The following is a 24,544-nucleotide window of genomic DNA, read 5'->3' as shown; positions in this document are numbered from 1 at the left end:
CTTATAAGTAAATCCTTTCCCCGTAGGAATCAGTGTTGACAAAAACAACGGCAGACAAACGAACATAAGTCCAAATGCCTGCCGCTTTGAATTCATTTGTTTTACGTCGGTTGCGTGCCCGACAGTCCGCCGTGATAGTGAACAGCGTTTTTGTCCGGGGACCCTGCCGCCAGCCAGCTTGCAGTTACCGAAGATTCCCCATTCATACTAAACTTAGCAGCTGGTTTGCCACGGTTTGGATGGACTACGCACGCGCGCCATGCGATTTTAAGTTAATTGCAAATACTATAGCCGGTGTACAGAACCGGATGTTACCTTGCGCGGCTACGCTTCCGACGCTGTACAATGTACCGCAAGCCAAGGAGCAAAGCTCCAACGGCGAGAAAATATTTTACGCTTATTTCTGGAAATGTCAATAGCAAATTTACAAAAAAATGCAAAAATCTGCAAAAAAACATAACTTGTCGTTCAGCAAGAAAACTAACGTAAATCAGTCTAAAAACTTTACAAAAATAAAGTAAAAGTTATAAAAACTTTATAAATGCACTGTGTGGTTTAGATTATCTTCATTTTTCGCAGCTGGGCTTTTATGGCGTCAAGCGCTGCCTGCGGTTTCGTTATTCCTTTTACTGCCGTTTCAACGGGGCAGAAGCCGGTTTTGTCGTGGTTTATTATCGCCGGGACAAGTTCCCCGTATGTAATTTCAATCCCGTTTGAGTCAAGCGTTGCTTTTGCGTCTGCGCTTATGACCCCGCAGTATATTTTCTTAATGCCCAGAAGAACGTAAAGAAAGGCGGCGCCGTTGCCGATTACCTTGTCTGCCGCCGAGTACGCGGAGTAATTCCTGCCGCTTTCGTACAGTTCAAGCAGCGGTCTTACGCCGCGCTCGGTGCTTGTTATTTCTTTGCCTCCGCAGACAAGCGCACAGGTGCAGGAGCCTGCCGCAAGCAGTTCGCGGGCGCGTGCGAGGTCGTCAGCCATTGTTTTTGAGCTTTTCGAGGAACGGGGCGAGTATTACATTGCCGTTCTCGAGCTTTTCAACGCAGTCTTCAAGCAGAGTCCTGATTTTCAGATGCTGGGGGCACGCCTGTTCGCATTTGCCGCATTTTATGCAGCTGCTTGCAAGGGCTGTCTGCAGGACAAGGTTTGTATAGTAGGTGTGTTCGCTTGAGAAGCTGCCGGTGAGGCGCGATATGCTGTTGTAAAGAGCGAATATTTTGTGTATCGCGATGCCTTTCGGGCAGCCTTCCGTGCAGTATCCGCAGCCTGTGCATTTGACCGCAGTCTGCGAGTTTATTATTTCCGCCGCGCGGAACAGTATTTTGGTTTCTTCTTCCGTAACCGGCTCGAAGTTTTCAAAGGTTTTCAGGTTGTCTTCGAGCTGCTCCATGCTGTTCATGCCTGAGAGTACGCGTACAACGCCTTTCTGTGAGGCGGCAAAGCGAAGCGCCCATGAGGCGGGCGTCGCGTCCGGACGCATGCCGCGCAGAAGCTTTTCCGCTTCTGCGGGAATTTTCGCGAGTGTTCCGCCTTTTACCGGCTCCATAACAGTTACCGGCAGATTGTATTTCGCCGCGATTTCAAGGCATTCGCGAGCCTGTACGCCCTCCGTTTCCATGTCGGCGTAGTTGACCTGCAGCTGGACGAAATCAATTTTTTCCGCGTATTCCGAGAGTATTTCGTCAAAAAGCTCCGGCTTGTCGTGGAAGGATATGCCGAGCTTTTTTATTTTTCCCTCAGCTTTTTTCTCAGCCGTAAAGCCGATGACGTTGTGCTGCTTCATTCTCGCCCATACATTTGTCCCGACGTTGTGCAGCAGATAATAGTCAAAATATTCAACGCCGCAGTTTTCAAGCTGCTTGTCAAAAATCTGTTTCAGTTCGTCCAAATCCTTGAAGGTTCGCAGCGGCAGCTTTGTCGCAAGCTCGAATTCGTTTCTTGCGTGGCGTTCAACAAGAGCTTTGCGGACTGCTTCTTCTCCTTTTCCCCCGTGATAAACGTATGCCGTGTCAAAATATCTGAAGCCGTGTTCAAGATAAGTGTCGAACAGTTTTTCGATAAGCGGAAAATCAAAGGACGAAAGATTTTTTGAATCAGTAACGGGAAGCCTCATACAGCCGAAGCCGAAATCTGCCATTTCAAACACCTCTTTTTTTATTCATTGCGCTGATTTTATAACCAAACTGCCGCAAAAGCAATAAAACAGATAAATTTGCATTGGAATTTTTTCAGCTTGTGCTACTATAATGTATATAGTTATTGAGCATTGTGCAGGGGGGGGGCAGACAATGGAAAAGGATACAGCCGGCGGCAGAAACACGGCGTTTATGATTTTTACGGCAGGAATACTGCTTTTGTGCGCGCTTTTGCTGCGCCCGTTTTTTCACGCGCTTGCGTGGTCGGTCGTTTTTTCGCTTTTCGCGCACCCGCTGTACAAAAAGCTGCATACCTCTGTGTTCAAAGGCCGTTTTTCGGACGTTTCGTCGTTGCTTGTGACGCTTGTGATTTTATGCTTTATGCTGCTTCCGATACTCTGGATAACAATATTCCTTGCGCAGGAGGCGGCTTCGGCTTACGACAGCGTTGTTAAGGCAGGCGGATTTATGCCGATTTTGCAGAGTATCTACGAGTGGCTGCATAATTTTCAGTTCATCGGCAAGCGTATATCAGACTGGGACAGCATAAAATCTCAGCCGTATTTTGCGGAAGGCGCGTCCAATCTGCTGAAATGGTTCTCAATGCTTGCCAAGGGACTTTCGCAGAAAATCGTAAGCGGCACGTCAAAGTTTTTGATGCTGTTTGTGGTCGTTGGATTTACGTCGTTTTATCTGCTGCGCGACGGCGAAAAAATCGTAAACTACGCCGGAGATTTGCTGCCCCTCAGCAAAAATAAGAAGGCGGAATTTTTTGAAAAAGGCAGGACAATGCTCCGCGCAGTTGTCTACGGCATAGTGCTGACCGGTTTTGTGCAGGGTGTACTCGGCGGAATAGGCTGGTATCTCGCGAAGCTTCCGAACCCGATTTTCTTCGGCTTTATGATGTTTATTTTCGGTATGATTCCGATGATAGGCACTCCCGCCGTATGGGGTTTTGCGGTTATTTATCTTCTTGCGTCAGGCGACCACTACCACGCGTTTGTGCTGCTTGCATGGTGCGGCGGACTTGTCTGCACGGCGGACAACCTCATACGCCCGCTTTTCATTTCCGGCAATAGCGACATAAACATGCTGATTGTTTTCCTCGGTCTTTTCAGCGGCTTGTATCTGTGGGGCTTTGTCGGGCTTTTCCTCGGGCCTCTTGTTCTTTCCCTTGGAATTTTCATGCTGGATATATACAGGGAAAGCGCAGCCGGACAAAAAAACAGTCTGTAATTTCAGGTGCTGCGTTTGTAAAGCCATTGTCTCCCGCGCTGTGTGAAGCGCGGGATTTTTTGTGCCCTGTATCTGCAATTTGCAAATATCCCGTACTTGCTTTTAATCTCCGAAACACATATAATATCCACTTGTAAAACAGCCCCGTATTCTGCGGGGGCGTGTACCTTGAGGAGGGTTTGTTCTATCATGGAAAATTTTGTATCACAGCTGGGACTGGTCGTTGTCGCCGCGCTTTTGGCGCTTGTCTATGCGGTTTACGCAGCGGGCAAAATCGCGAAAGCAAAGGTTGACAACGAAAGAGTAGCAGAACTTTCTGGCATCATTCAGAGCGGTGCCATGGCGTTCCTTTACAGGGAATACAAATCGCTTGTCATTTTCGCGGTAATAGTCGCCGCTATTCTCGCGTGGCAGATCAGCGTCGCCAGCGCGGTATGCTTCGTATTCGGAGCTTTCTGCTCGGCGCTTACCGGCTATATCGGCATGAAAATAGCCACAAAGTCAAACGGAAAGACTTCCTGCGCCGCAATGAACGGCATGAACGAAGCTCTTAAAGTCGCTTTCACGGGCGGCAGCGTTATGGGCATGACCGTCGTCGGCGTTGGTCTTCTCGGCATTGCTGTTGCCTATTATGTCTTCAACGATCCCAACATTATCGTCGCATTCGGGTTCGGCGCGTCTTCAATAGCGCTTTTTGCGCGTGTCGGCGGCGGTATCTATACGAAAGCGGCGGACGTTGGCGCTGACCTCGTCGGCAAGGTTGAAGCAGGTATTCCTGAAGATGACCCCCGCAACCCTGCGGTTATCGCTGACAACGTCGGCGACAACGTTGGCGACATCGCCGGTATGGGAGCTGACCTTTTTGAATCCTACGTCAACTCCGTAATAGCCGCGATGGCGGTCGGAGCGGTAGTTATAGCCGGAACAGCCGGTGCTTTCTACCCGCTTTTCCTCGCGGCGGTCGGCATAGTTGCTTCAATTCTCGGTATGGCATTCGTCCGCGTCAAAAAAGACGGTGATCCTTCAAAAGCACTCAGCACAGGTCTCGTTATGACCGGCGTTATTATGATTATTGCGACATATTTCCTTACCAATGCGGTATTCGGAGAACTTACCTATTTCTGGGCGGTCGTTTCGGGTGTTGTTTCAGGTATCGCAATCGGCGGCGTCACGGAATACTACACATCAGACGCATTCCCGAGCGTTAAGGAAATCGCTGAAGCCTCACAGACGGGTCCTGCAACAAACATTCTGTCAGGTCTCGGTGTCGGAATGAAATCAACGGCAATACCTGTCCTTCTCGTCTGCATCGCAGTCTGGGCAGGCTTCAAATTCGGAGGTCTTTACGGAATTTCCTGCGCCGCAGTCGGCATGCTTTCAATCACGGGTATGGCGCTTTCTGTTGACGCTTACGGTCCTATTTCGGACAACGCAGGCGGTATCGCCGAAATGGCGGAGCTTCCTGAGGGAGTCCGCAACATCACCGACAAACTCGACGCGGTCGGCAACACGACGGCGGCGGTTGGCAAAGGTCTTGCAATCGGCTCGGCAGCCCTTACGGCTCTTGCCCTGTTCGTTTCATACGCCCAGGCAACGCAGATTAAGGCAATCGACCTTCAGGATTCAAACGTCATGATCGGACTTTTCATCGGCGGCATGCTCCCGTTCGTATTCAGCGCCCTTGCGATTCAGGCAGTTTCGCGCGCGGCTGAAAAAATGATACAGGAAGTTCGCAGACAGTTCCGCGAAATCGCGGGAATTATGGAAGGCAAAGCCCGTCCGGAATATGAGCGCTGCGTTGACATTTCAACGGCGGCAGCCCTTAAGGAAATGGTTATCCCCGGACTTATGGCGGTCGTAGTTCCCGTTATAGTCGGTGTGGTCCTCGGTCCTGAGGCTCTCGGAGGTCTTCTCGGCGGTTCCATAGTAACCGGTGTTATGATGGCTATATTTATGTCAAACTCAGGCGGAGCATGGGACAATGCCAAGAAATACATTGAATCCGGCCAGTACGGCGGAAAAGGCTCGGCTCCGCACGCGGCGGCAGTCGTGGGTGATACCGTCGGTGACCCGTTCAAGGATACCGCAGGCCCAAGCCTTAACATTCTTATAAAACTTATGTCCGTCGTCGCGACGGTTCTTGCACCGCTCTTTATCCGTTAATATTAACGCTGAAAAAGCAAGCGCGGAGGGACAGACAGCTGTCCCTCCGTGTTCTCTGAAAAAGCGCGCAGCTTACGGCAGTAAACAATTAAGAATGGATAATTGCCGTATAATAAGTTGTTGCCGGGAATATTCTTAATTCTTCATTTGTAATCCTTAATTTGACAGCGGGGGCTGGGCTTGTCAGAAATTGACGAAATAAAAAGCAGACTTGATATCGCAGAGGTTATCGGCGACTACGTAAAACTCGTCCGCAAAGGGACGAGATATTGGGGTTGCTGTCCGTTCCACAGCGAAAAAACGCCGTCGTTCACAGTTTCCTCCGAAAAGCAGAGCTTTCACTGCTTCGGCTGCGGAAAAGGCGGAGACGTTTTCAGCTTTGTTCAGGAAATGGAACATCTTGATTTCCGCGAAACGCTTGAACGGCTTGCAGAGCGAGCCGGAGTGAAGCTCCAGCCGCGCAGCGGAAATTTTGCCGACACGAAGATTAAGAAAAACATTCTTGCCGACGCGCAGGAATTTTTCAGAAAATCTTACGATACCCCCGGGGCAAATGCCGCGCGCGCGTATCTCGACAGAAGAAACATCAGTTACGAAACGGCTGCGGCATTCGGCATAGGCTGGGCGCCTGACAGCTGGAACAGCCTTTCGTCAATACTGCTGACCAAGGGATATAAAGAAAAGGAACTCATCGACAGCGGACTTGTGTCGCAGGGAAACAAAGGAATTTACGACCGTTTCCGGGGGCGCGTAATGTTTCCGATATATAACGTTACGGACAAGCTGATAGGCTTCGGCGGACGTGCTATAGCAGGGGAAGACGCTAAATATCTCAACAGCCCTGAAAGCGAAATCTTTAACAAAAGAAACAACCTTTATCTGCTGAACAAAGCAAAAATTGAAATGCACAGGGCAAACGCGGCGATACTTGTCGAAGGCTACATGGACGCAATTCGCTGCCACCTTTGCGGATTTTCAAACGCTGTCGCTTCGCTTGGCACGGCTCTTACCGAGCAGCAGGCTGTGCTTATAAAAAGGATGGCTGATATGTGTTACATCTGCTACGATTCTGACGGAGCGGGGCAGGAAGCCGCGCTCCGCGGCATGTACATTCTTCAGAAGCACGGCATTTCCGTTAAAGTCGTTAAACTTGAGGGCGGTAAAGACCCTGACGAAATTCTGCAGCTTGAAAACGGAGCGGATTATTTCAGAAAAGCATTGGAAGAAGCTCTGCCGCTTCCTGTGTATCATGCGGTTGTGTGCATGAATGCGCAGAATGAACCCGAAAAAGCCGCGCAGGCAAGAGAACAGCTTCTTGAAGGGCTTGCGTCGCTGTCTGTGTTTGAAATTAAACCGTACATTGACAGGGTTGCTCAGATACTCGGAGTTTTGCGGCACAATCTTGAAGACGAAATACGCGGACATCAGGAAACGGTACGCGGAAGAGAAAACAGCCTAAGCAGGGAATATGCGGTTTTTGAAAACCAGACGGCGGAAAAAACTGACGAAAGAGAAGTTATGCTCTGCAGCTTGCTTTGGAACAATGAAAAATTGAGAATGCGCTATAAGCCCTCAGATGTGATACACTTTATAGGCGACGGGACTGTCCAGAATGTCATCTCAGCGCTCTTGTCCGGCGAGAGCAGGGAAGAGCTTGAAACTCGCTGGAGAAATCTCGGTGACAGCAGCTGCCTGTCCGTAATTGCTAAAGGCAACGCTTTATTGGAGCAGGGGCTGGAAGAAACAGAACTGGCAGACAGACTGCTTAAGGAACTGAGAAAAGCCACAGCTGAAAAACGAATCAAAACGCTGCACGCCAAAATGATAAGAGGCGAAGCAGACGGCGGGGATATGGCAGAATACTGCGAACTTGTTAAATACGTTAAGGGAGGGGCACCGTTAAAATGACCGCAAAAAAAGAAACAAAAGAGACAACTGAAAAGAAAACTGCCGCGATAAAAATAGGTAAAGGCTCAGCCGTCCGTGAAAGCGGTAAAAGCAAGTCTGCCGAAGAAACGAACAGCGCAAAAGAAACAACAGAGAAAAAAAACAAAGCCGCTGCCAAAGATACCGAAAAAAAGAACGCTAAAACGGCGGTAAAAAAAGACGAGAAAATTGCCGCTGTTTCACCGAAGGACAGCGACGCTGTTGAAGCAGCCGAAAAAAAGAACGTTAAAGCAGCGGCAAAAAAAGACGATAAGGCTGCCATGTCACAGAAAAGCAAAACGTCAGCTGAAAAAGCGCCGTCTTCCGCAAAAAAAAGCGGACAAAAGGAAACGGTTAAAGCAGACAAATCCGCTGACAAGAAGCCGCAAAAGGCGGTTTCCGCAAAAAAAGCAAAGAAAAACACGCAGCCAAAGCAGCCGGAAAAACAGGACAGCGATGCTGAACCGGAGTTTCTCATAGAAGACGGCGAAACGGACAAAGCTGTGTCTGAAACGGATTTTTCCGTTCACAAAATTAGTCTGGGCATTGGCGCCGCCATGGAAGACGCGTCAATAACCGAAGAGGAAGCTGTACAGGTAGCTGCCGAGTCAGCGGCGGCAATCATAGAATCCGTACACAAAAAGGTTGCCGCTTCAAAACACAAAAAGAAAGATAAGCCCGCAACAACAGACAAGGTCGAGGCGGAAGGACTTGATTTGGCGTTTGCAATAGACAAAGGCATCAGTCAGGAAGAGCTTCCGTCAGACATTCAGGAAATCCTGCCCGATGAAATTGCCGATGACTATACGGTGTACATCGAAAGCGTAAGGGAAATTCTTCACGAAGGCCGCGAAAAGGGCTATATGACCTATGACGACCTTGAAAAGCATCTGCCAAAGGAATTCCTTACACCGGAAGTAATAGACAGTCTCTACACCAACCTCATGGAACTCGGTGTAGACGTCATTGAGGAAGTCAAGGCAGGATCAATCGACGGAGAAGCCATGCCGGAAGTTGAAGCTGCTGACGACCTTGAAGATTTGGACGAACTTCCGCTCTCCGACCCCGTCAGAATGTATTTGAGAGAAATCGGAAAAATCGAACTGCTTAAACCTGAACAGGAAGTTGAGTATGCTAAGGGTGTCGAAGAAGGAAGAACTGAATGCAAAGACAAACTTGTTGAAGCAAATCTCAGGCTTGTCGTAAGCATCGCGAAAAAATATATCGGCAGGGGAATGCTCTTCCTCGACCTCATACAGGAAGGCAATCTGGGGCTGATCCGCGCCGTAGAAAAATTTGACTACACAAAAGGCTACAAATTCAGCACGTACGCTACGTGGTGGATACGTCAGGCAATCACGAGAGCAATTGCCGACCAGGCGAGAACCATACGCATACCGGTGCACATGGTTGAAACAATCAACAAACTTGTAAGGGTATCGCGGCAACTTGTACAGGAACTTGGACGCGAAGCTACTGTTGAAGAAATAGCTGCCAGAATGGAACTTCCGTCCAACAAAGTCGAAGAAATCCAGCGCATTGCGCAGGAACCTGTATCGCTTGAAACGCCTATCGGTGAAGAAGAAGACAGCCAGCTCGGCGATTTCCTCGAAGACAAGGAACTGCCAAGCCCTGAAGAAGCGGCGGCAACGCAGATACTGCGCGAACAGCTTGATTCAATGCTTGACGACCTGACAGAAAGGGAAAGCGAAGTATTGAGACTGCGCTTTGGTTTGGAAGACGGGCACGCTCACACGCTTGAAGAGGTTGGAAAACGTTTCGGAGTAACAAGAGAACGCATACGCCAGATTGAAGCGAAAGCACTCCGCAAACTTCGCCACCCCAGCAGAAGCAAAAAACTCAGAGATTTCCTTGAATAAATAAAATATGCTCCTCGCAAGGGGAGCATATTTTTTGAAATTAAACCTGAAAACGGCAAAAACTATCCGTAAAAGCCCGTGTCCCTGATAGTGCGGTAAATGCGGATTATTTTCCCGAACAGCCTGAAACGCCTGTCGTCCGCCGAAGTGTGAATAGGCATGAAACACGGGGAGACAGGACGCAAATCAATAGTACCGTCAAAATTTCTGAAATATCCCCTGATGTAAAATTTATTATCAAAAACCGCCGCGACTATATCCCCGTCAGAAAGCGAAAAATCGCCGGTGCCGTCTGGCGTTTCGCACAAGGCGTAATCACCGTTGATATACTTCGGCGACATGGAATCGCCCTCTATAACGCAGACCTTCATACTGCTGCTCGGAATACTGTCAAAATCTTTTCTGTGTACAGGGTAAAATCCGGAATGGGTCAGCTCCGCAGCGCCGTTCTGCCTGAGCTTGGCATTATTGATACTAACAATCGGAACGAAAACAAAATCCTGATTTTCGGTTAAAAATCCGTCCGAAGCCGCATTATCGTCAAAAAAAGCGGACACATGCACTCCGAGGGCCGCTGCAAGCTTCTCGGCCGTGGCGACGGTCGGCGTGCGCTCTCCGCGCTCATACCTTGACAGCGTAACGGGCGTAACCTCCGCAAGCAAAGCCAAATCCTCCTGCAAAAGCCCTCTCTTTTCGCGCAGCAGCTTCAAACGGCATCCAAAAGACATCGTAATCACCTCTTCGGGTAAATCTTATACAAATGGTAAAACAGTGGCAATAATCAATATTTATACGCAATGCGCATAATAATATTAAAAAATTATAAATTAATGGCTTGATTAAAACCGTTTGTATAATTATAATTGAGCAAAACAGGGACAATAAACCTAATGTATAAACGTGCTGCGGGCTTGATTTCCGTTTGGAAGGTTGCGGCGTCAAAAAATTGGTTTATTTGGCAATTTGTTTAATTTTACAGAAAGGAGAGAGTCTGTGTGAAAAGAACAAAGAAAATCGCTTGCGCTGTACTGCTTTTGCTTTGCGCGGCTTTGCCTGCGTTTGCGGAAAACACACCCGCGATAAGACTGAAAGCGCCGGCAGAAGTCAAAGCGGGAGAAACGTTCAGCGTGCAGCTTGAAATTGAAGCCTCGCCGCAGGAAGAAATATCTGCCGTTGTCGCATCGCTGAAATGGAATCCCGCGAAGCTTGAAGCAGTAGGAAACCCTGTGCTGAAAAACGCCGTATTAAGCGAAAAGCTTGCGGCTGACAGCAACAGTACAAAAGGAATTTCAAGCGTGGCGGGCGGAACTCTTGCAGCGCCGCTCACATTGAGCAGACAGGGAAAATTCGTATTTGCGGAACAGCAGTTCAAGGCAAAAGCAGACTGCAAAAAAGGCGAAACGCTGCGCATCGGATTCACGACGGATAAAGAAATATCCGGCGGAACGGAATGCATCGTTTCAAACAAAACGGCTGAATTTGCGCTCATAACCGGCGCAATGGTTCAGGTTAAATAACATAACTCAAGGAGGAGTAACAAATGAAAAAACTCGCAGCTTTTCTGACACTTGCAATGATTTTTGCAATGTCAGCCGGTGCCTTCGCGGCAGACCCGTCAGCAACCTTCACGCTCACACCGAGCGCAACACAGCTGACACTTGGTGAAACGGTAACAGTAACGTACAAAGCAAAATTTGCCAATGCAGGCGGCAAAATTGCAGGGCTTCAAAATATCGTAAAGTATGACACAAGCGTGTTTGAATTTGTCAGCGCGTCAAAAGGAACAGACCTTCCTTCCGCGGCAGAGCCTGAAACAGGTACAGCAGGAGAAGTAGGCTTTGGACTTACGAGTCTTACCGGCGATGCGGTTTCTGACAACAAAGACTACGTTATAGGCAGCATGACGCTGAAAGTAAAAAGCGGAGCCGCGTTTGGCACAGCAACGCTTACACAGACCGAAACGATGTTTATGCTTCCTGATTTTGAAGAAAGAACACCGTCAGCACAAGCACTCAGCCTCACGATTGCCAAAGCGCCGACAGGCACCATAACAATAACGACAACCCCTGCGGAAGGAAAATGGTCAATAGACGGCGGAAGCACGTGGAAAGACAGCGGCTCTTCCGTAAGCGAACTTGCGCTCGGCAGATATAAAGTAACCTTCAAGGAACTTGCAGGATATACGAAACCGGAGGACATAAGCGTTGAACTTGCAAAAACCGCACCTACGTTTACAAAAAGCGTAACCTACACGGGAAAGCCCGGATTTATTGCCGTAACCTTTACCCCCGAAAGCATTGCGGAAACGGCGCAGTGGTCAGTTGACAGAGAAACATGGTACAACGGCGGAACAGCGCAGGAAATTCCTTCAGGAGCCTACACAATACAGTTCAAAGAAATAGAAGGCTACGAAACACCGGCACAGCAGGAAATCACTGTTGAAAAAGACCAGACGGCAGCGATAACAGCAGAATACATTGAAAAACCGGCAATCACTCCCGCAAAAGCAGAGTTCTACAAAAAATCGCCGGAAGACCTTGCATTCACGCTCAAAGGAATTACAGCCGTTACGGCAGTCAAAATCGCCGACGAAGACCTTATTGACGGTGAAGATTACGAATACGCAGACGGAACACTGACAGTAAAACAAACCGTATTTGCTGAAAAAGAAAACGGCGAATATCAACTTACAGTTACAACCGACAAAGGCGACCTTACGGCAGCAGTCAAAATCGCTGACGAAAAATCCTCAGGCAGCAGCGGAGGCTGCAACGCAGGCTTCGGCGCGTTGGCAATGCTTTTTGCGGCGCCTCTGTTCTACAGAAAGAAAAAGTAAGAAACTCTTCACGGAGAGGCGGATATAATCTGCCTCTCCGTTACTGCTTTTAATAAATTTTCTTTTCAATTTGGGCTGGGGAAAACTTAAAAGTTGAAATTGAAAAGAGAGTTATAAAGAAACTATTTATGAATGGGTGATATATAATGGGAAAACAGAAGAAATATAACTATGCAATAATCATTAATTCAGGTAAAAAACAGAAGAACGCATATTTGAAATACAATTTTGCTGGAACTGATATAACGCTGTATATTCAGAAAAATGCAGCATATGTTGGTTTTTGTTTGAGTTCAAAAAAAGAGTTTGATGAAATATTAAGTTTTAAGTCAAACTATCTTGTTGACATAATGCGGAAGATATTTTTGTCGCATGCAATTGAATATTCTCGCGGAATGAAAATCAATTCTTTCGCAGTTATGATAAATGATGAACTTGAAGTTAAAACGAAAACAGATATAGGGTTTCCCTATATGTTTTCTATGATAAATCCAGTTGACTTAAATGTTCAAAACTGGAGAGAAAACGAAAGGTTCAAAGAGAAATTGCTGCAAATGAAAAAATCAGCGGCAAAGAAAAATGCTTGTGTGTCATCTGTCTATTCATTTCTTGCTTCAAAGGGACGGCAGTTTGAAATTGACAGATTTACCAATTTATGGACTTCAATGAACGCTTATTATAATTATTTGAGCAAGAAATATGACAATACATTGACTGAGGGCAAAAACTCTAGTAAAAGAATTAAAAGGAATGATTGCAAAGGTATATGTGCGGCTTTGATAAAGATTGAAGCCATGCATGACGAGCGTATTGGCAGAAATGCCACCGGCAACAGAAAGGTATATGCAAAATTGCTTGGCAAGTTAGCAAAAGGATACAGTGAAGCAGACATAACAGAATTATATTCGCAGCTCGAAAGCAATAAAACCGAACTTTCCATAGATAGCGAGAATGAAATCGTGAAAATTCTTAACGACATAGCGCACAAACTCAACGTTACGCCGTACGGCATAATGCTGCTGAAATTCCCATATTATTTAAGATGCAAATATATTCACGGCAACAAATGCACTGTTTTGTTTAGTGCGTATGAAGGCAGAGATATAGCTGTCTTGAAAGTTGCGAGTTTCTTCTTGGAAAAATATCTGAAAGATGCAATACCTAAGATGGTTAACGATAGTTTTTTGACAGACGAATTACGGAATGAAATCTACAACTTTATGTAGTATTTGCGCAAAAAATAGGGGCGATATTCGATGAAACTCAACATCAAACACAACAACAAAATATTTCTCGCGCTGATAGCGTTTCTTGTAATTGCGTTTATAGGTGCGGCACACTCGTCCGACGTTCCCGTGCAGGACAGCAACGGGTATTATCTTATTGGGACAGCAGCGCAGCTGAGATGGTTTAGAGACCAAGTGAACAGTGGCTCAAAGTATCTTAAAGCCGAACTCACAGCGGACATAGACCTTGCCTGTTCTGAAGAAGAACAGTGGACACCTATAGGCAATGATTCTCCGTGGGCACCTGATGGTGACAGTTCAAAGAAAACATATTCAGGAACCTTTGATGGCTGTGGGCACAAAATATCTGGATTGTATATAAACAACAATAGCATGAGGTATCAGGGACTGTTTGGAACGGTTGTAAATGCAACGATAAAAAATCTTACGGTATCCGGAGAAATTAATGGTGGTGAATATGTAGGCGGTATCTGCGGATATGCTTACAATCTGGATGGAGACTACCATAATAACTACAATAATAATATAACCATAAGCAACTGTGTGAATGAAGTAAATATAAGAGCAAATATTTCAACAGGCACAACAGGCACGGCTGGAGGTATCTGCGGATATGCTTTCAATGGAAAAGCTTACAATGGAACATCTCTGACTCTGAAAGAAGACTACAAAGGTAATATAACCATAAGCAACTGTGTAAACGAAGGATATGTAAGCGGACATCGTGTAGGCGGTATCTGCGGATTGGTAGAGGTAACAGTTGTTGACACCAAGGCAACCATATTAATCAGCAACTGTTTCAACAGCAGCGTACCATCGGGGTTCACTCATGGATATATTTGCGGAGAAACATATTACAATGGTAGTTACAGAGAAGAAGTGATAAAACTAACCGGCTGTGGATATATAAAAAGGGCTGGCTACAGCGAGCGCTCGATAGGAACATCAAATGTGTATGGCGGCATTATAACAGCCGACAGTCATGAATACGAAGAGGGAAAGTTCCCGTCAGTAGCAGTTATGCTGAGTTTTCCTAAAACAGTTTTAGCCGGTATGGAAATACAGCCTGTAGTTGATATATATCCTGTAAAGGCATACAACAAATATAATGTGTGGTATGAGATTATAGAAAGTTCGGATAATAGCGTGATTTCAATTTACAACAATAAGGCGTATGCGATTGGTGCAGGGAAAACAAGACTGACAGTAAAGGTTACCGGACTGTTAAATAACTCTGAACTTACATTTAAGCAGGAAATTAACGTAACAGGAAATATAGAGCGGTATGTTGAGGGAATTGCCTTGAACAAAACAGTGTGTAACTTGCATGTTGGAGATTATGAACAGCTTACTGCAACAGTTAGTCCGACAAACGCAACAATAAATTGTCTTAACTGGACAAGTGATAATCCGTCTGTTGTAACAGTAAATTCAACAGGCTGGGTTATGGCAGTCGCGGAAGGCACGGCGACTATAACTGCACGGACGATAGACGGTAGCAATAAGTATGTGACCTGTATGGTAACGGTTGTCGCTGGGGGGGCAGTACAGGACAATTATCTCATTGAAACAGCCGCTCAGCTGAAATGGTTTAGAGACCAGGTGAACAGAGGGGCAGTAAACCTTAACGCAAAACTTGTGGCAGACATAGATCTGGATGGTTCAGAAGAAGACCAGTGGATACCGATTGGAAATGACAATAAAAACTATTCTGGCACTTTTGATGGCTGTGGGCACAAAATATCTGGATTGTATATAAACAACAGCAAGAGTTATCAGGGACTGTTTGGAACGGTTGAAAATGCAACGATAAAGAACCTTACCGTATCCGGTGAAATAAAAGCAAAAAATTATGTTGGCGGCATCTGCGGAAAAGCTGATGGCTATGAAGTAACAATTACGGACTGTGTGACCGCAGGAACAGTAAGCGGAAGCAATTACGTCGGCGGTATCTGTGGATATGCTAGCGGAGATGATTATAGCAGTAGTGCAATCACGAACTGCATGACCGCAGGAACAGTAACCGGAAGCGATTATGTTGGCGGTATCTGCGGAAAGGTTTATTTTTTCGACAAGAGTTATATAGACATAATCAACTGTATGAACGCAGGAACAGTAAGCGGAAGCAATTACGTTGGCGGTATCTGGGGATATGCTTATAATAGCGGGAGTTCTATAGATATAATCAACTGCGTAAATACAGGAACGGTAAGCGGAAGTGACTATGTTAGCGGTATCTGTGGAAAAGCGTATAATTACGACAAGGGCGCTATACACATATACCACTGTGTGAACGAAGGAACAGTAGGTGCAAGCGGCGGAAGCAATTCTTACGTCGGAGGCGTCTGCGGATATATAAGTAATGTTGATACCGGTACAAGTCTGCTGACAATGACAGATATGTCCATCAGAGACTGTATCAACAGCGGAAAAATAATAGGCTACAATGGTGGTAGTATCTGCGGATATGTATATAATGGCATCAATTACAGTAATAGAAACAGTAGTATAGATATAACCTGCGGATATTTGAAAGGTACTTCATGGAATAGTGTAGGTGGAGATAATATTGATAGTTCTGATCTATATTGTACAATACACAATGTGGCATACGAAAATAATCAGCTTCCGTCAGCTGCAGTTATGCTGAGTTGCCCTAAAACAGTTTCAGCCGGTATGGAAATACAGCCTGTATTGGATATATATCCTGTAAATGCATACAATAAAAATAATGTGCGTTATGAGATTATAGAAAGTTCAGATAATAGTGTGATTTCAATTTACAACAATAAGGCGTATGCGGTTGGTGCAGGAAAAGCAACACTGACAGTAAAAGTAATCGGACTGTTAAATAACTCTGAACTTACATTTAAGCAGGAAATTAACGTAACAGGAAATATAGAACGGTATGTTGAGGGAATTGTCTTGAACAAAACAGTGTGTAACTTGTACGCCGGAGAAAATGAACAGCTTACTGCAACAGTTAATCCGACAAACGCAACGATAGGCTTCCTTAAATGGACAAGCAGTAATCCTAATGTTGCTACAGTAGATTCAACTGGCAGGGTTACGGCAGTTGCTGAAGGAACAGCGGTAATCACTGCAAAAGCGATAGACGGCAGCAATCAGTCTGCAAGCTGCACGGTAATTGTAAAAAAAACTGTAAGCATTGCTTTTGCGCAGGATATGCCGTATATTTTTGACGTTAGTGACGGAAATACGGATTTTTCAAAGTACGTTGTCTTCAGCGGAGACGCAAGCGATACGGGCAAGGTGGTCTGGAGCAGTTCGGACACGTCCGTGGCATCGGTGAACGAGAAAGGAATCGTTACGTGGAAAAAAACCGGTAGCGTAACAATAACTGCCACATCGCAGGATGACCCTACAAAATCTGTGAGCAAAACATTGAGAGTAGAGCAATATGTAACGGGAATAACAGTACTGGTTGAAACAGGGGGCAGAACACTGCTTGTCAAAGAAACAAAACAACTTATTGCAAACGTACAGCCGTCCAATGCGGCAAACAAAGACATAAAATGGACAAGCAGCGATGAAAACATTGCGACGGTTGACGCGAACGGACTGGTAACGGCAAAAGAAATAACGGGCAAAACCGCAAACGTAACAATAACGGCAGAAGCATTAGACGGAAGCGGAGTAAAAGGAACAATAGAACTTACAGTCAAACGCCCACCTGTAACGTCAATGAGTTTCGGAAGAAAAAGTTACCAAGTAACGGCTGGAAACACAAAGGACATGTACAAAGAACTGGTGTTTCAGCCTGACACAGCACTTAAACCTGCAGCCAACGAAATAACATGGACAAGTGGAAATGTGAGCGTGGATGCAAACGGTTTAGTTACAATGCCGATGACTGCGTTGGAAATACCAGGGTTTGAAATAACAGGGTTTGTAATGGCGACCTACCGGAATGAAAACGGAGAAACATTAAAAGCACCAACGGAAGTATCGACTAAAGCTCAGAACATTAACCTCAACCTGACAACCAAACTTGCGGGAAGATCAAGCGGAGGAAAAACAGGAAGCAACAAAGAAAACATAGAAGTCTGTGTCTATAACACCGCAAACAGACTGCTGTACAGCGGACAGGGAACAACAGACGAAAACGGGCACTTGAGGCTTGAAATGGACGGAGGAAGCGTAAGCAGCGGACAAAAAGTAAAACTTTGGATAAAAGGAGAAAGATACCTTGCGACAATCCAAAACGCAACAGTACAGCTGAACGGAAACGACTGGAACATAACAATGGCAGAAACCATTAAAGGAGGAGACGCCAACGGAGATAACTCTGTAAACCTTACAGACTTCGGCATACTCGGTAAATCCTTCCTCAAAAAAACAGGAGTAACAGGATACGACGCAAGAGCAGACTTCAACGGAGACAACAGCGTAAACCTCACAGACTTTGGAATACTCGGAACAAGCTTCCTCAAAAAAGGAGAAACAAAACCCAAAGCGGCAGTAACAATGCTGATGAGAGCGGCAAACAGGAACGGAACGACTGATAATGCGCTGAAAGTGCTGAACACAGAAACAGCCGAAGTTGCGGACAACGCGCTGGAAGAAAACGCAGACGAACCTGAAGAAAAGCAGGAAGAAGCGATAATAGAAGCAGTAGAACAGAAAACGGGAGTAACGCTCAAAGCGGCATCACCAACTGCTTCAAACGAAACAGCAAGTAATTCAAGCTCCTCCGGCGGCTGCAACGCGGGATTCGGAATACTTGCCCTGCTGTTTGCGACACCGCTGTTTTGCAGAAAGAGAAAATAGTCAAAGTTAAAGCTTTAAGAATATAAACAGGCAGAGCGTTTTATTCTCTGCCTGTTCGTTTATGTTGAGGAAGCAATAGACAAATTTTTCCGTAACTGTACACTGAGAAACCGTGCTTGTTGTCTTGTTGTTTTTTTGTTATAATTTGCGCAGTTTGAGTAAGGGAGGCTCTTTTGCAATGCCTACGATTGCCATGTTTTTTGGTATAATTATACGAATGTATAATAACGGTGAACATTTGCCGGCGCATTTCCATGCGTTTTATCAGGATTTTGAGGCTATTTTCAGCCTTGATGGTGAACTTGTTAAAGGCAATATGCCGCCCAAGCAAACAAGACTTATTGCTGCGTGGGCAGAAATTCACAGAGACGAGCTCGATGCAAACTGGAGGCTTGCGATTACGGAACAGCCTCTTTATAAAATTGATCCTCTCCGCTAAAGGAGTGAGGCTTGTGGCTAATTTCAAGTGGTCTGTAATTGATGTTAAAGCGCAGAAGGATTATACGCTGCTGATTACCTTTGCGGACGGTAAGAAAGGAATTTACGATGCCCGTCCCCTTTTGGAGAAGCCTATAAACGAAGCTTTGAGAAATCTTCCGTTTTTTCTGACTGCCCGCGCAGAATACGGTACGGTCGTGTGGAACGATGAGGTGGATATAGCGCCTGAGCATTTGTACGAAAGCTGCAGAGACGCGGTGTAAATATCCGTTGTACAAATACGCAATAAAGCGGCTTGGGAAATTCCCAAGCCGCAGTTTTTGTTTTTGCCCAAAATGATATTTTGGTACAAAAAAACGATCTTTTGGAATAGAAATGCCATGACAATATAATTCTGAATAATAAAAACACTACATTAAAACCGCGTTAGGCATGTTTGTTGGCTCAAGCTACTTGTATTTGTGCTGCAGTTAATTGGAAAACGGGGCAGAAATTGCAAAAAAATGTTATGGAAAACGGGGCAAATATGCTATAATTTGTGTTAGAAAACGGGGCAAAGGAGTGAAACGGATATGCTGTACAGGAAGAGACATAAGGATATAGTCAGCTGGATACGCAGCGGAGACAAGGCACTGCTTGTTACCGGCGCAAGGCAGATTGGGAAAACATTTCTGATTGAGGAAACTCTGAAGGAAGAAAACGCTGATTTTGTTTCATTTAATCTTATAGAGCAGCCGGAGGTGGTTGAGCTTTTCCGTGCCGTGGAAAAATCGGGAATTGAAAAATTTCTGTCGCGCCTTTCGCTTCTGACGGAACATAAGCTTGTAAAAGGCAGTACGATACTCTTTTTTGATGAAATTCAGCAATGCAGGGATATAGTTACAAAGGTCAAATTTCTTGTCCGCGAGGGCTCGTTCAAGTACGTGTTCAGTGGTTCGCTTCTCGGTGTTGAACTGGCTGGAATTAAGTCTGCGCCGGTTGGTTTTATGAATACCTTGGAAATGTATCCGATGGATTTTGAGGAGTTCGCAAGAGCTCTCGGTTTGAGCGACGAGGTGTTTCAGTCGCTTAAGGCTGCATTTGACAACAAAACAGCTGTTGACGAGTTCGTTCATGACAAACTGATGGAAGCATTTTACAATTACCTCGTAATCGGTGGAATGCCGGAAGCTGTGAACGAATATGTCACGAACCATGACTATAACCGCGTCATGTCGGTGCATAACGCAATTATTCCGCAGTATAAGCTGGATTTTACGAAATATGAAATGGAAAACAGAAAATTGCGTCTTTTGAAGACGTACGAACTGATACCGTCTGAATTGAATGAGAAAAACAAGCGTTATACCTTCGCTCGTCTCGATAAAAACCTTAAAATGGAACGCTATGCGGACAGCTTTGAGTGGCTTGTCAACGCAGGTGCGGCAATACCTGTCTATAACGTTACGGAACCGAAAATTCCGCTCCGTGCCAGCGAAAAATCCAATCTGTTCAAGCTTTTTCTGTCGGACGTAGGGCTTCTTTCAACTATGTACGGACGCGGTACTATTATTAAAACGCTGAACGGGGAACGGGATGTGAACTATGGGGCAATCTTTGAGAATGCAGTTGCGCAGGAGCTTCATTCGCACGGATACGGCGGATATTATTTCAACAGCAAGAAGCAGGGCGAGATCGATTTTGTCATTGAGTACAGAAATAAATGCCTTCCTATAGAAGTAAAGTCAGGCAAAGATTACAAGGTACATTCTGCTCTGAACAACGTACTGGAGCAGAAAAGTTACGGAATTGACGAAGCGTTTGTCCTTTGCGGGAAAAATCTGGAGGTCAGAGAAAAGATTACGTATCTGCCAATCTATATGGTGATGTTTATTGATGAACGCAGCGAACCGATTCCGCATTATGACGCGCTGTCGCTCATGGATTTGTAGTCTGCCGTTACCTGTCTGCAAAAAATCTTCAAAATCTTTTTATTTTACTTTACGGCGCGGCAAAAGTTTGCTAAAATTTCACAAAGTAACAGAGTATTTGAAGATTGGGCGCAGTGATATTATGATCAGGATAGACAAGTTCCTAAAGCTGTCCATGCTTGTGAAACGCAGGACTGTGGCGCAGGAAATGACAGAAATAGGAGCTGTGCGGATTAACAAAATGCAGTGCAAGCCAGCGACTGCTGTCAAGGAAAACGATATTATTGAGATTGCGTACGCACGCAGGATTATTGAAGCGCGCGTGCTTTGCGCTGATGAACAGCAGCTGCGCAGACGCGCTGCCGCTTACGAGCTTGTTTCCGAACGCAAGGCAGATCCTGAGGAACGTCCATGGTGACGAGGTGTAATATGAAAATTAGTGAATCGACAATAGAGCGTCTGGTGCATTACCACAGTGTGGCATCGCAGCTGATGAAGGACGGGCAAGAGTTTGTTTCTTCCCGCGAAATTGCGGACGCTCTTGACATTAAAGACAGTCAGGTTCGTAAAGATTTGTCATATTTCGGAGACTTCGGACGCCGCGGCGTGGGTTACGAAGCGCGTAAGCTGTGTGAGTATATAGATAAAATACTTGGCACGCCGCACGTATGGAAAGTTGCTCTCGCAGGTGTGGGGCATTTGGGTACGGCGCTGATAGGACATTCCGATTTTTACAGCGGCAAGTTTTCCGTTGAAGCCGCCTTTGACGTTGATCCAAATAAAATAGGAACTGACTACTACGGAATTCCATGCTATTCAGACGATCGTATGCCTGAAATAATGCGCGAAAAAAAGATAGAAATTCTTATTCTTGCGGTTCCCGAAAGCGCAGCGCAGAGCTGCGTGGATATCGCCTGTTCTTCTGAAACGCTCAGGGGCGTGTTGTCTTTCGCGTCGTCGGCGGTGTCCGTGCCTAAAGGAATTATGTTTCACAGAGTTGATATACTTGCGGCTATGGAAAAAATGTTTTTCTTTCTTAAGGACAAAGCCAAGTGATAAATTCAGTTATTTTTGCGAAAGTGTGGCATATAATTCTGATTTATGCTAAAATTTGTCCTGTCAAATTTTCAGTTCGGTGTCAATTGGACTACTGACAGTTGGTATTATAGATGAAAGGGGATTTCATAATGGGTCAGCAGGGCATCATGGGAATGGTTTTACCGTTTGCTATTTTTATTGCCATTTTCTATTTCCTTATTATCCGTCCGCAGAAAAAACGTGAGAAAGCGCATACGGATATGATTGCAAGCATCACCAGAGGCTCGACGATCGTAACCGCCGGAGGTTTTTACGGCAAGGTTTGCGAAGTGCTTGAAGACAGCTATATCATTGATATGGGTGATGAGGCTGCCGGACAGTCGGTTAAGGTTCGGATCCTTAAAAGCTCCGTTGCGATGAAAAAAGAAGCAGGCGAAGCTGCCGCGCGTCCGAAAAAAATGAAACGCGTTAAAAAAGCAAAAGCGGAAGGCGAAGCACAGCCGGCAGAAGCAGTTGAAAACGCCGGAGCAGCCGAAGCTCCCGAAGCCGAAAAAACGGCAGAATAAAATATTCAGGGTAAGATACGGAGCGGAGATGTTTCTATCCGCTTCGTTAATTTGTCAGGAGGCATAAGCATGGTAAAGAAAGACAAATGGCGGCTGGCACTGGTTGTCGCCGTAATCGCTGTTTCAGCCGTTATCGTGTTCCCGATTAAGGACAAGATTAAGCTGGGACTTGATCTCAGAGGCGGAGCCCACATTGTTTTGCAGGCAAAGGGTACTGCGGCAAATCCGATTAACGCTGACAGCATTGAAAGGCTCATCGCTGTTCTCCGTAGCCGTGTTGACCAGTACGGCGTTGCGGAACCGATTATTCAGAAACAGGGCACAGACCGCGTGGCACTGGATCTTCCGGGTATTGACGATCCTCAGGCAGCGCTTGACCTTATCGGTCGTACCGCTGTTCTTGAGTTCAGACAGGTACTTGGTGCATCACCTTCTGTTCCTGCAAAACCTGATCGCAAGAATTATGAGACGGAAGAAAGCTACAACAGCGCAGTAAGTATGTATGAAGAAGCCAGGAAAAACGCGGCTGAATATGTTGAAAAGCTGAAAGCCCAGGTTCCGGATGCCGGAGAAGTAAAGGTAGTCAACGGCGAAGAAGGCAACGGCTATCTGCTTGGCAAACTTTATGTCGGCGGAAAACAGCTTACCAAAGCGGAAACGACTTTTGACCAGTTCGGCAAAGCTGCGGTTTCAATTTCATTCAATGCTGAAGGCGCGCAGCTGTTTGACTCTGCAACGGCGATGAACGTCGGCAAACAGATCGCCATAGTGCTTGACGACATGGTTATTTCTGCCCCTGTCGTCCAGCAGAGAATTTCCGGCGGCAATGCGCAGATTACCGGTAAATTTACAACGGAAGAAGCTAACAGGCTTGCCATTATGCTCCGCGCAGGCGCGCTTCCGGTGAACGTTGAAGTTCTTGAGAACCGTTCTGTAGGTCCTACGCTTGGCGCCGACTCAATCGCAAAGGGAATAAAATCAGGTCTTATTGGTCTTGGGCTTGTCGTAATTTTCATGCTTATCTATTACGGAATGCTTGGCATAGCGGCCGACATCGCTCTCTGCGTTGCAATGCTTATAGTTTTGGCGTGCCTTATAGTGCTTCGCTCGACTCTTACGCTTCCCGGTATCGGCGGTCTTATCCTGACGATAGGTATGGCGGTTGACGGAAATGTTCTTATTTATGAAAGAATGAAAGAAGAAGCGCGCATGGGCAAAACGTATCTCGCAGCCCTTGAAGCAGGTTTCAAAAAAGCTCTTGTCGTTATTCTCGACTCCAATATCACAACGTTGCTCGCAGCGGCAATTCTGTTCTACTGCGGAACAGGTCCGATAAGAGGCTTTGCCGTTACACTCAGCATCGGTACGATTGCGGCGGTTTTCTGCAACGTGGTCGTCACGCGTTCGATACTCGGTGTTATGCTTTCAGCCCGTGACAGCGGACAGAAGAAGTAGGAGGAGGCAGATACCATGTTTGACAACGTCAAATTCAATTTCCCGTTTATGAAATACAGAAGACTTTGGATTGCAATCAGTATAGTCTTCATAATTCTTTCTTTTGGCATGCTCTTTACAAAAGGTCTTAACCTCAGCGTTGATTTCACCGGAGGTCTTGTATTCCAGGTTAAATTTGCGCAGAATGCAGAAGTTGCTGATGTCCGCGCATGCCTTGACAAGGTGAATCAGGGACAGGCTACAATTCAGAAATATGACAACGGCAATTTCCTGATTCGTCTTCAAGCCCCTGACGAAAGCATTCGCCAGCAGGTTACGGATCAGCTGAAAGCAGATTTCAATGGAACTGAAATTCTTCAGATAGACAAGGTTGGTCCTGTCGTTGGCGGAGAACTTCGCCGTCAGGCGCTTATCGCCCTTGCACTTGCGCTTCTCGGAATACTTATTTACATGGCGTTCCGTTTCCGTTTCCGTTTTGGCGTGGCAGCCGTTTTGGCACTGTTCCATGACACAACGATTATGCTTGGCATCTACAGCCTTACCGGCAGGGAAATTTCGGTAACATTCATAGCGGCTGTTCTGACGATAGTTGGTTATTCCCTGAATGATACGATAGTTGTTATGGACCGTATCCGTGAGAACTGGAAAGATGTCCGCAGCAAAGGTGTTATTGATGTTATCAATGCGTCAATCAACGAAACTCTTACGAGAACAATCAACACAGCACTTACAACACTGCTTCCTGTAATCGCGATGCTTCTGTTCGGCGGAGAAGTTATAGCAAACTTTGCCTTTGCGTTCCTTATTGGTATCGTTTTCGGAACATACAGTTCAATTTATGTTGCCGGCGGCATTGTAGCTGAATGGTACACACACTCTCCGAAAGCCTAAATTGCACCTAATATAAAAAAGCGGGAGGGAAT

The 24,544-nt window shown here is 46.0% G+C and carries 19 protein-coding genes; 16 read left to right on the top strand and 3 right to left on the bottom strand.

The window, feature by feature from the left end; translation table 11 throughout:
* Window positions 1-555: 555 nt before the first annotated feature.
* Window positions 556-981, bottom strand: coding sequence for a DUF1893 domain-containing protein (locus KBS54_04150; GenBank protein MBQ0055322.1), 426 nt, complete (start codon window positions 979-981; stop codon window positions 556-558).
* Entirely contained in the window at window positions 974-2,137 is a 1,164-nt protein-coding gene (locus KBS54_04145; protein ID MBQ0055321.1) for an aldo/keto reductase, read from the bottom strand. The genes KBS54_04150 and KBS54_04145 overlap by 8 nt, the downstream gene beginning before the upstream one ends.
* Window positions 2,138-2,288: 151 nt before the next feature.
* Here KBS54_04145 and KBS54_04140 point away from each other — a divergent pair, with 151 nt between their 5' ends.
* The 4 genes from KBS54_04140 to rpoD all read left to right on the top strand — a co-directional run bounded on the left by KBS54_04140 (window position 2,289) and on the right by rpoD (window position 9,340).
* On the top strand, window positions 2,289-3,371 hold the full coding sequence (locus KBS54_04140) for an AI-2E family transporter (protein ID MBQ0055320.1): 1,083 nt from the start codon (window positions 2,289-2,291) through the stop codon (window positions 3,369-3,371).
* A gap of 189 nt (window positions 3,372-3,560) precedes the next feature.
* Window positions 3,561-5,534: a sodium-translocating pyrophosphatase gene (locus KBS54_04135; protein MBQ0055319.1), complete on the top strand. Its 1,974-nt coding sequence runs from the start codon at window positions 3,561-3,563 to the stop codon at window positions 5,532-5,534.
* A gap of 180 nt (window positions 5,535-5,714) precedes the next feature.
* Window positions 5,715-7,442 (top strand): DNA primase, encoded by a 1,728-nt coding sequence (locus tag KBS54_04130; GenBank protein MBQ0055318.1) that lies wholly within the window; start codon window positions 5,715-5,717, stop codon window positions 7,440-7,442.
* Window positions 7,443-8,188: 746 nt separating this feature from the next.
* Window positions 8,189-9,340, top strand: a complete 1,152-nt coding sequence (gene rpoD, locus KBS54_04125) for an RNA polymerase sigma factor RpoD (protein ID MBQ0055317.1) — start codon at window positions 8,189-8,191, stop codon at window positions 9,338-9,340.
* A 62-nt stretch (window positions 9,341-9,402) separates the two neighbouring features.
* Here the strand turns inward: rpoD and KBS54_04120 are convergent, their stop codons facing one another.
* Window positions 9,403-10,068, bottom strand: a complete 666-nt coding sequence (locus tag KBS54_04120) for a LexA family transcriptional regulator (protein MBQ0055316.1) — start codon at window positions 10,066-10,068, stop codon at window positions 9,403-9,405.
* A 267-nt stretch (window positions 10,069-10,335) separates the two neighbouring features.
* Here KBS54_04120 and KBS54_04115 point away from each other — a divergent pair, with 267 nt between their 5' ends.
* The 12 genes from KBS54_04115 to secF all read left to right on the top strand — a co-directional run bounded on the left by KBS54_04115 (window position 10,336) and on the right by secF (window position 24,512).
* Entirely contained in the window at window positions 10,336-10,857 is a 522-nt protein-coding gene (locus KBS54_04115; GenBank protein ID MBQ0055315.1) for a hypothetical protein, read from the top strand.
* A 23-nt stretch (window positions 10,858-10,880) separates the two neighbouring features.
* Window positions 10,881-12,176, top strand: a complete 1,296-nt coding sequence (locus KBS54_04110; protein MBQ0055314.1) for an SYNERG-CTERM sorting domain-containing protein — start codon at window positions 10,881-10,883, stop codon at window positions 12,174-12,176.
* Between the two features lie 146 nt (window positions 12,177-12,322).
* The gene (locus KBS54_04105; GenBank protein ID MBQ0055313.1) at window positions 12,323-13,402 is read left to right on the top strand and encodes a hypothetical protein; all 1,080 of its coding nucleotides are present in this window, start codon (window positions 12,323-12,325) and stop codon (window positions 13,400-13,402) included.
* 30 nt (window positions 13,403-13,432) lie between these two features.
* Window positions 13,433-18,214, top strand: a complete 4,782-nt coding sequence (locus KBS54_04100) for an Ig-like domain-containing protein (GenBank protein ID MBQ0055312.1) — start codon at window positions 13,433-13,435, stop codon at window positions 18,212-18,214.
* Window positions 18,215-18,392: 178 nt separating this feature from the next.
* Entirely contained in the window at window positions 18,393-18,653 is a 261-nt protein-coding gene (locus tag KBS54_04095) for a DUF4160 domain-containing protein (GenBank protein ID MBQ0055311.1), read from the top strand.
* A gap of 13 nt (window positions 18,654-18,666) precedes the next feature.
* Entirely contained in the window at window positions 18,667-18,915 is a 249-nt protein-coding gene (locus KBS54_04090; GenBank protein ID MBQ0055310.1) for a DUF2442 domain-containing protein, read from the top strand.
* 309 nt (window positions 18,916-19,224) lie between these two features.
* Entirely contained in the window at window positions 19,225-20,583 is a 1,359-nt protein-coding gene (locus tag KBS54_04085; GenBank protein ID MBQ0055309.1) for an ATP-binding protein, read from the top strand.
* Between the two features lie 124 nt (window positions 20,584-20,707).
* Entirely contained in the window at window positions 20,708-20,980 is a 273-nt protein-coding gene (locus KBS54_04080; GenBank protein MBQ0055308.1) for an RNA-binding S4 domain-containing protein, read from the top strand.
* Between the two features lie 11 nt (window positions 20,981-20,991).
* Window positions 20,992-21,618 carry a redox-sensing transcriptional repressor Rex gene (locus KBS54_04075; protein ID MBQ0055307.1) on the top strand — a complete coding sequence of 209 codons (627 nt, stop codon included), beginning with the start codon at window positions 20,992-20,994 and terminating at the stop codon, window positions 21,616-21,618.
* A 131-nt stretch (window positions 21,619-21,749) separates the two neighbouring features.
* On the top strand, window positions 21,750-22,166 hold the full coding sequence (gene yajC / locus KBS54_04070; protein MBQ0055306.1) for a preprotein translocase subunit YajC: 417 nt from the start codon (window positions 21,750-21,752) through the stop codon (window positions 22,164-22,166).
* Between the two features lie 69 nt (window positions 22,167-22,235).
* The gene (gene secD / locus KBS54_04065) at window positions 22,236-23,621 is read left to right on the top strand and encodes a protein translocase subunit SecD (protein ID MBQ0055305.1); all 1,386 of its coding nucleotides are present in this window, start codon (window positions 22,236-22,238) and stop codon (window positions 23,619-23,621) included.
* Between the two features lie 15 nt (window positions 23,622-23,636).
* Entirely contained in the window at window positions 23,637-24,512 is an 876-nt protein-coding gene (secF, locus tag KBS54_04060) for a protein translocase subunit SecF (protein ID MBQ0055304.1), read from the top strand.
* Window positions 24,513-24,544: the final 32 nt, after the last annotated feature.

The organism is Candidatus Equadaptatus faecalis (assembly GCA_018065065.1).
Taxonomy (GTDB): domain Bacteria; phylum Synergistota; class Synergistia; order Synergistales; family Synergistaceae; genus Equadaptatus; species Equadaptatus faecalis.
The sequence above is the reverse complement of the archived record's forward strand: the minus strand, read 5'-3'. Positions and strand labels throughout refer to the sequence as shown.

Bases quoted from the DNA above. Each gene is read 5' to 3' on its own strand.
- KBS54_04100 (MBQ0055312.1), top strand. From the start codon at position 13,433: ATGAAACTCAACATCAAACACAACAACAAAATATTTCTCGCGCTGATA.
- yajC (MBQ0055306.1), top strand. From the start codon at position 21,750: ATGGGTCAGCAGGGCATCATGGGAATGGTTTTACCGTTTGCTATTTTT.
- secD (MBQ0055305.1), top strand. From the start codon at position 22,236: ATGGTAAAGAAAGACAAATGGCGGCTGGCACTGGTTGTCGCCGTAATC.
- KBS54_04145 (MBQ0055321.1), bottom strand. From the start codon at position 2,137: ATGGCAGATTTCGGCTTCGGCTGTATGAGGCTTCCCGTTACTGATTCA.
- KBS54_04075 (MBQ0055307.1), top strand. From the start codon at position 20,992: ATGAAAATTAGTGAATCGACAATAGAGCGTCTGGTGCATTACCACAGT.
- KBS54_04150 (MBQ0055322.1), bottom strand. From the start codon at position 981: ATGGCTGACGACCTCGCACGCGCCCGCGAACTGCTTGCGGCAGGCTCC.
- KBS54_04120 (MBQ0055316.1), bottom strand. From the start codon at position 10,068: ATGTCTTTTGGATGCCGTTTGAAGCTGCTGCGCGAAAAGAGAGGGCTT.
- KBS54_04110 (MBQ0055314.1), top strand. From the start codon at position 10,881: ATGAAAAAACTCGCAGCTTTTCTGACACTTGCAATGATTTTTGCAATG.
- KBS54_04135 (MBQ0055319.1), top strand. From the start codon at position 3,561: ATGGAAAATTTTGTATCACAGCTGGGACTGGTCGTTGTCGCCGCGCTT.
- KBS54_04095 (MBQ0055311.1), top strand. From the start codon at position 18,393: ATGCCTACGATTGCCATGTTTTTTGGTATAATTATACGAATGTATAAT.
- KBS54_04085 (MBQ0055309.1), top strand. From the start codon at position 19,225: ATGCTGTACAGGAAGAGACATAAGGATATAGTCAGCTGGATACGCAGC.
- KBS54_04140 (MBQ0055320.1), top strand. From the start codon at position 2,289: ATGGAAAAGGATACAGCCGGCGGCAGAAACACGGCGTTTATGATTTTT.
- KBS54_04105 (MBQ0055313.1), top strand. From the start codon at position 12,323: ATGGGAAAACAGAAGAAATATAACTATGCAATAATCATTAATTCAGGT.
- secF (MBQ0055304.1), top strand. From the start codon at position 23,637: ATGTTTGACAACGTCAAATTCAATTTCCCGTTTATGAAATACAGAAGA.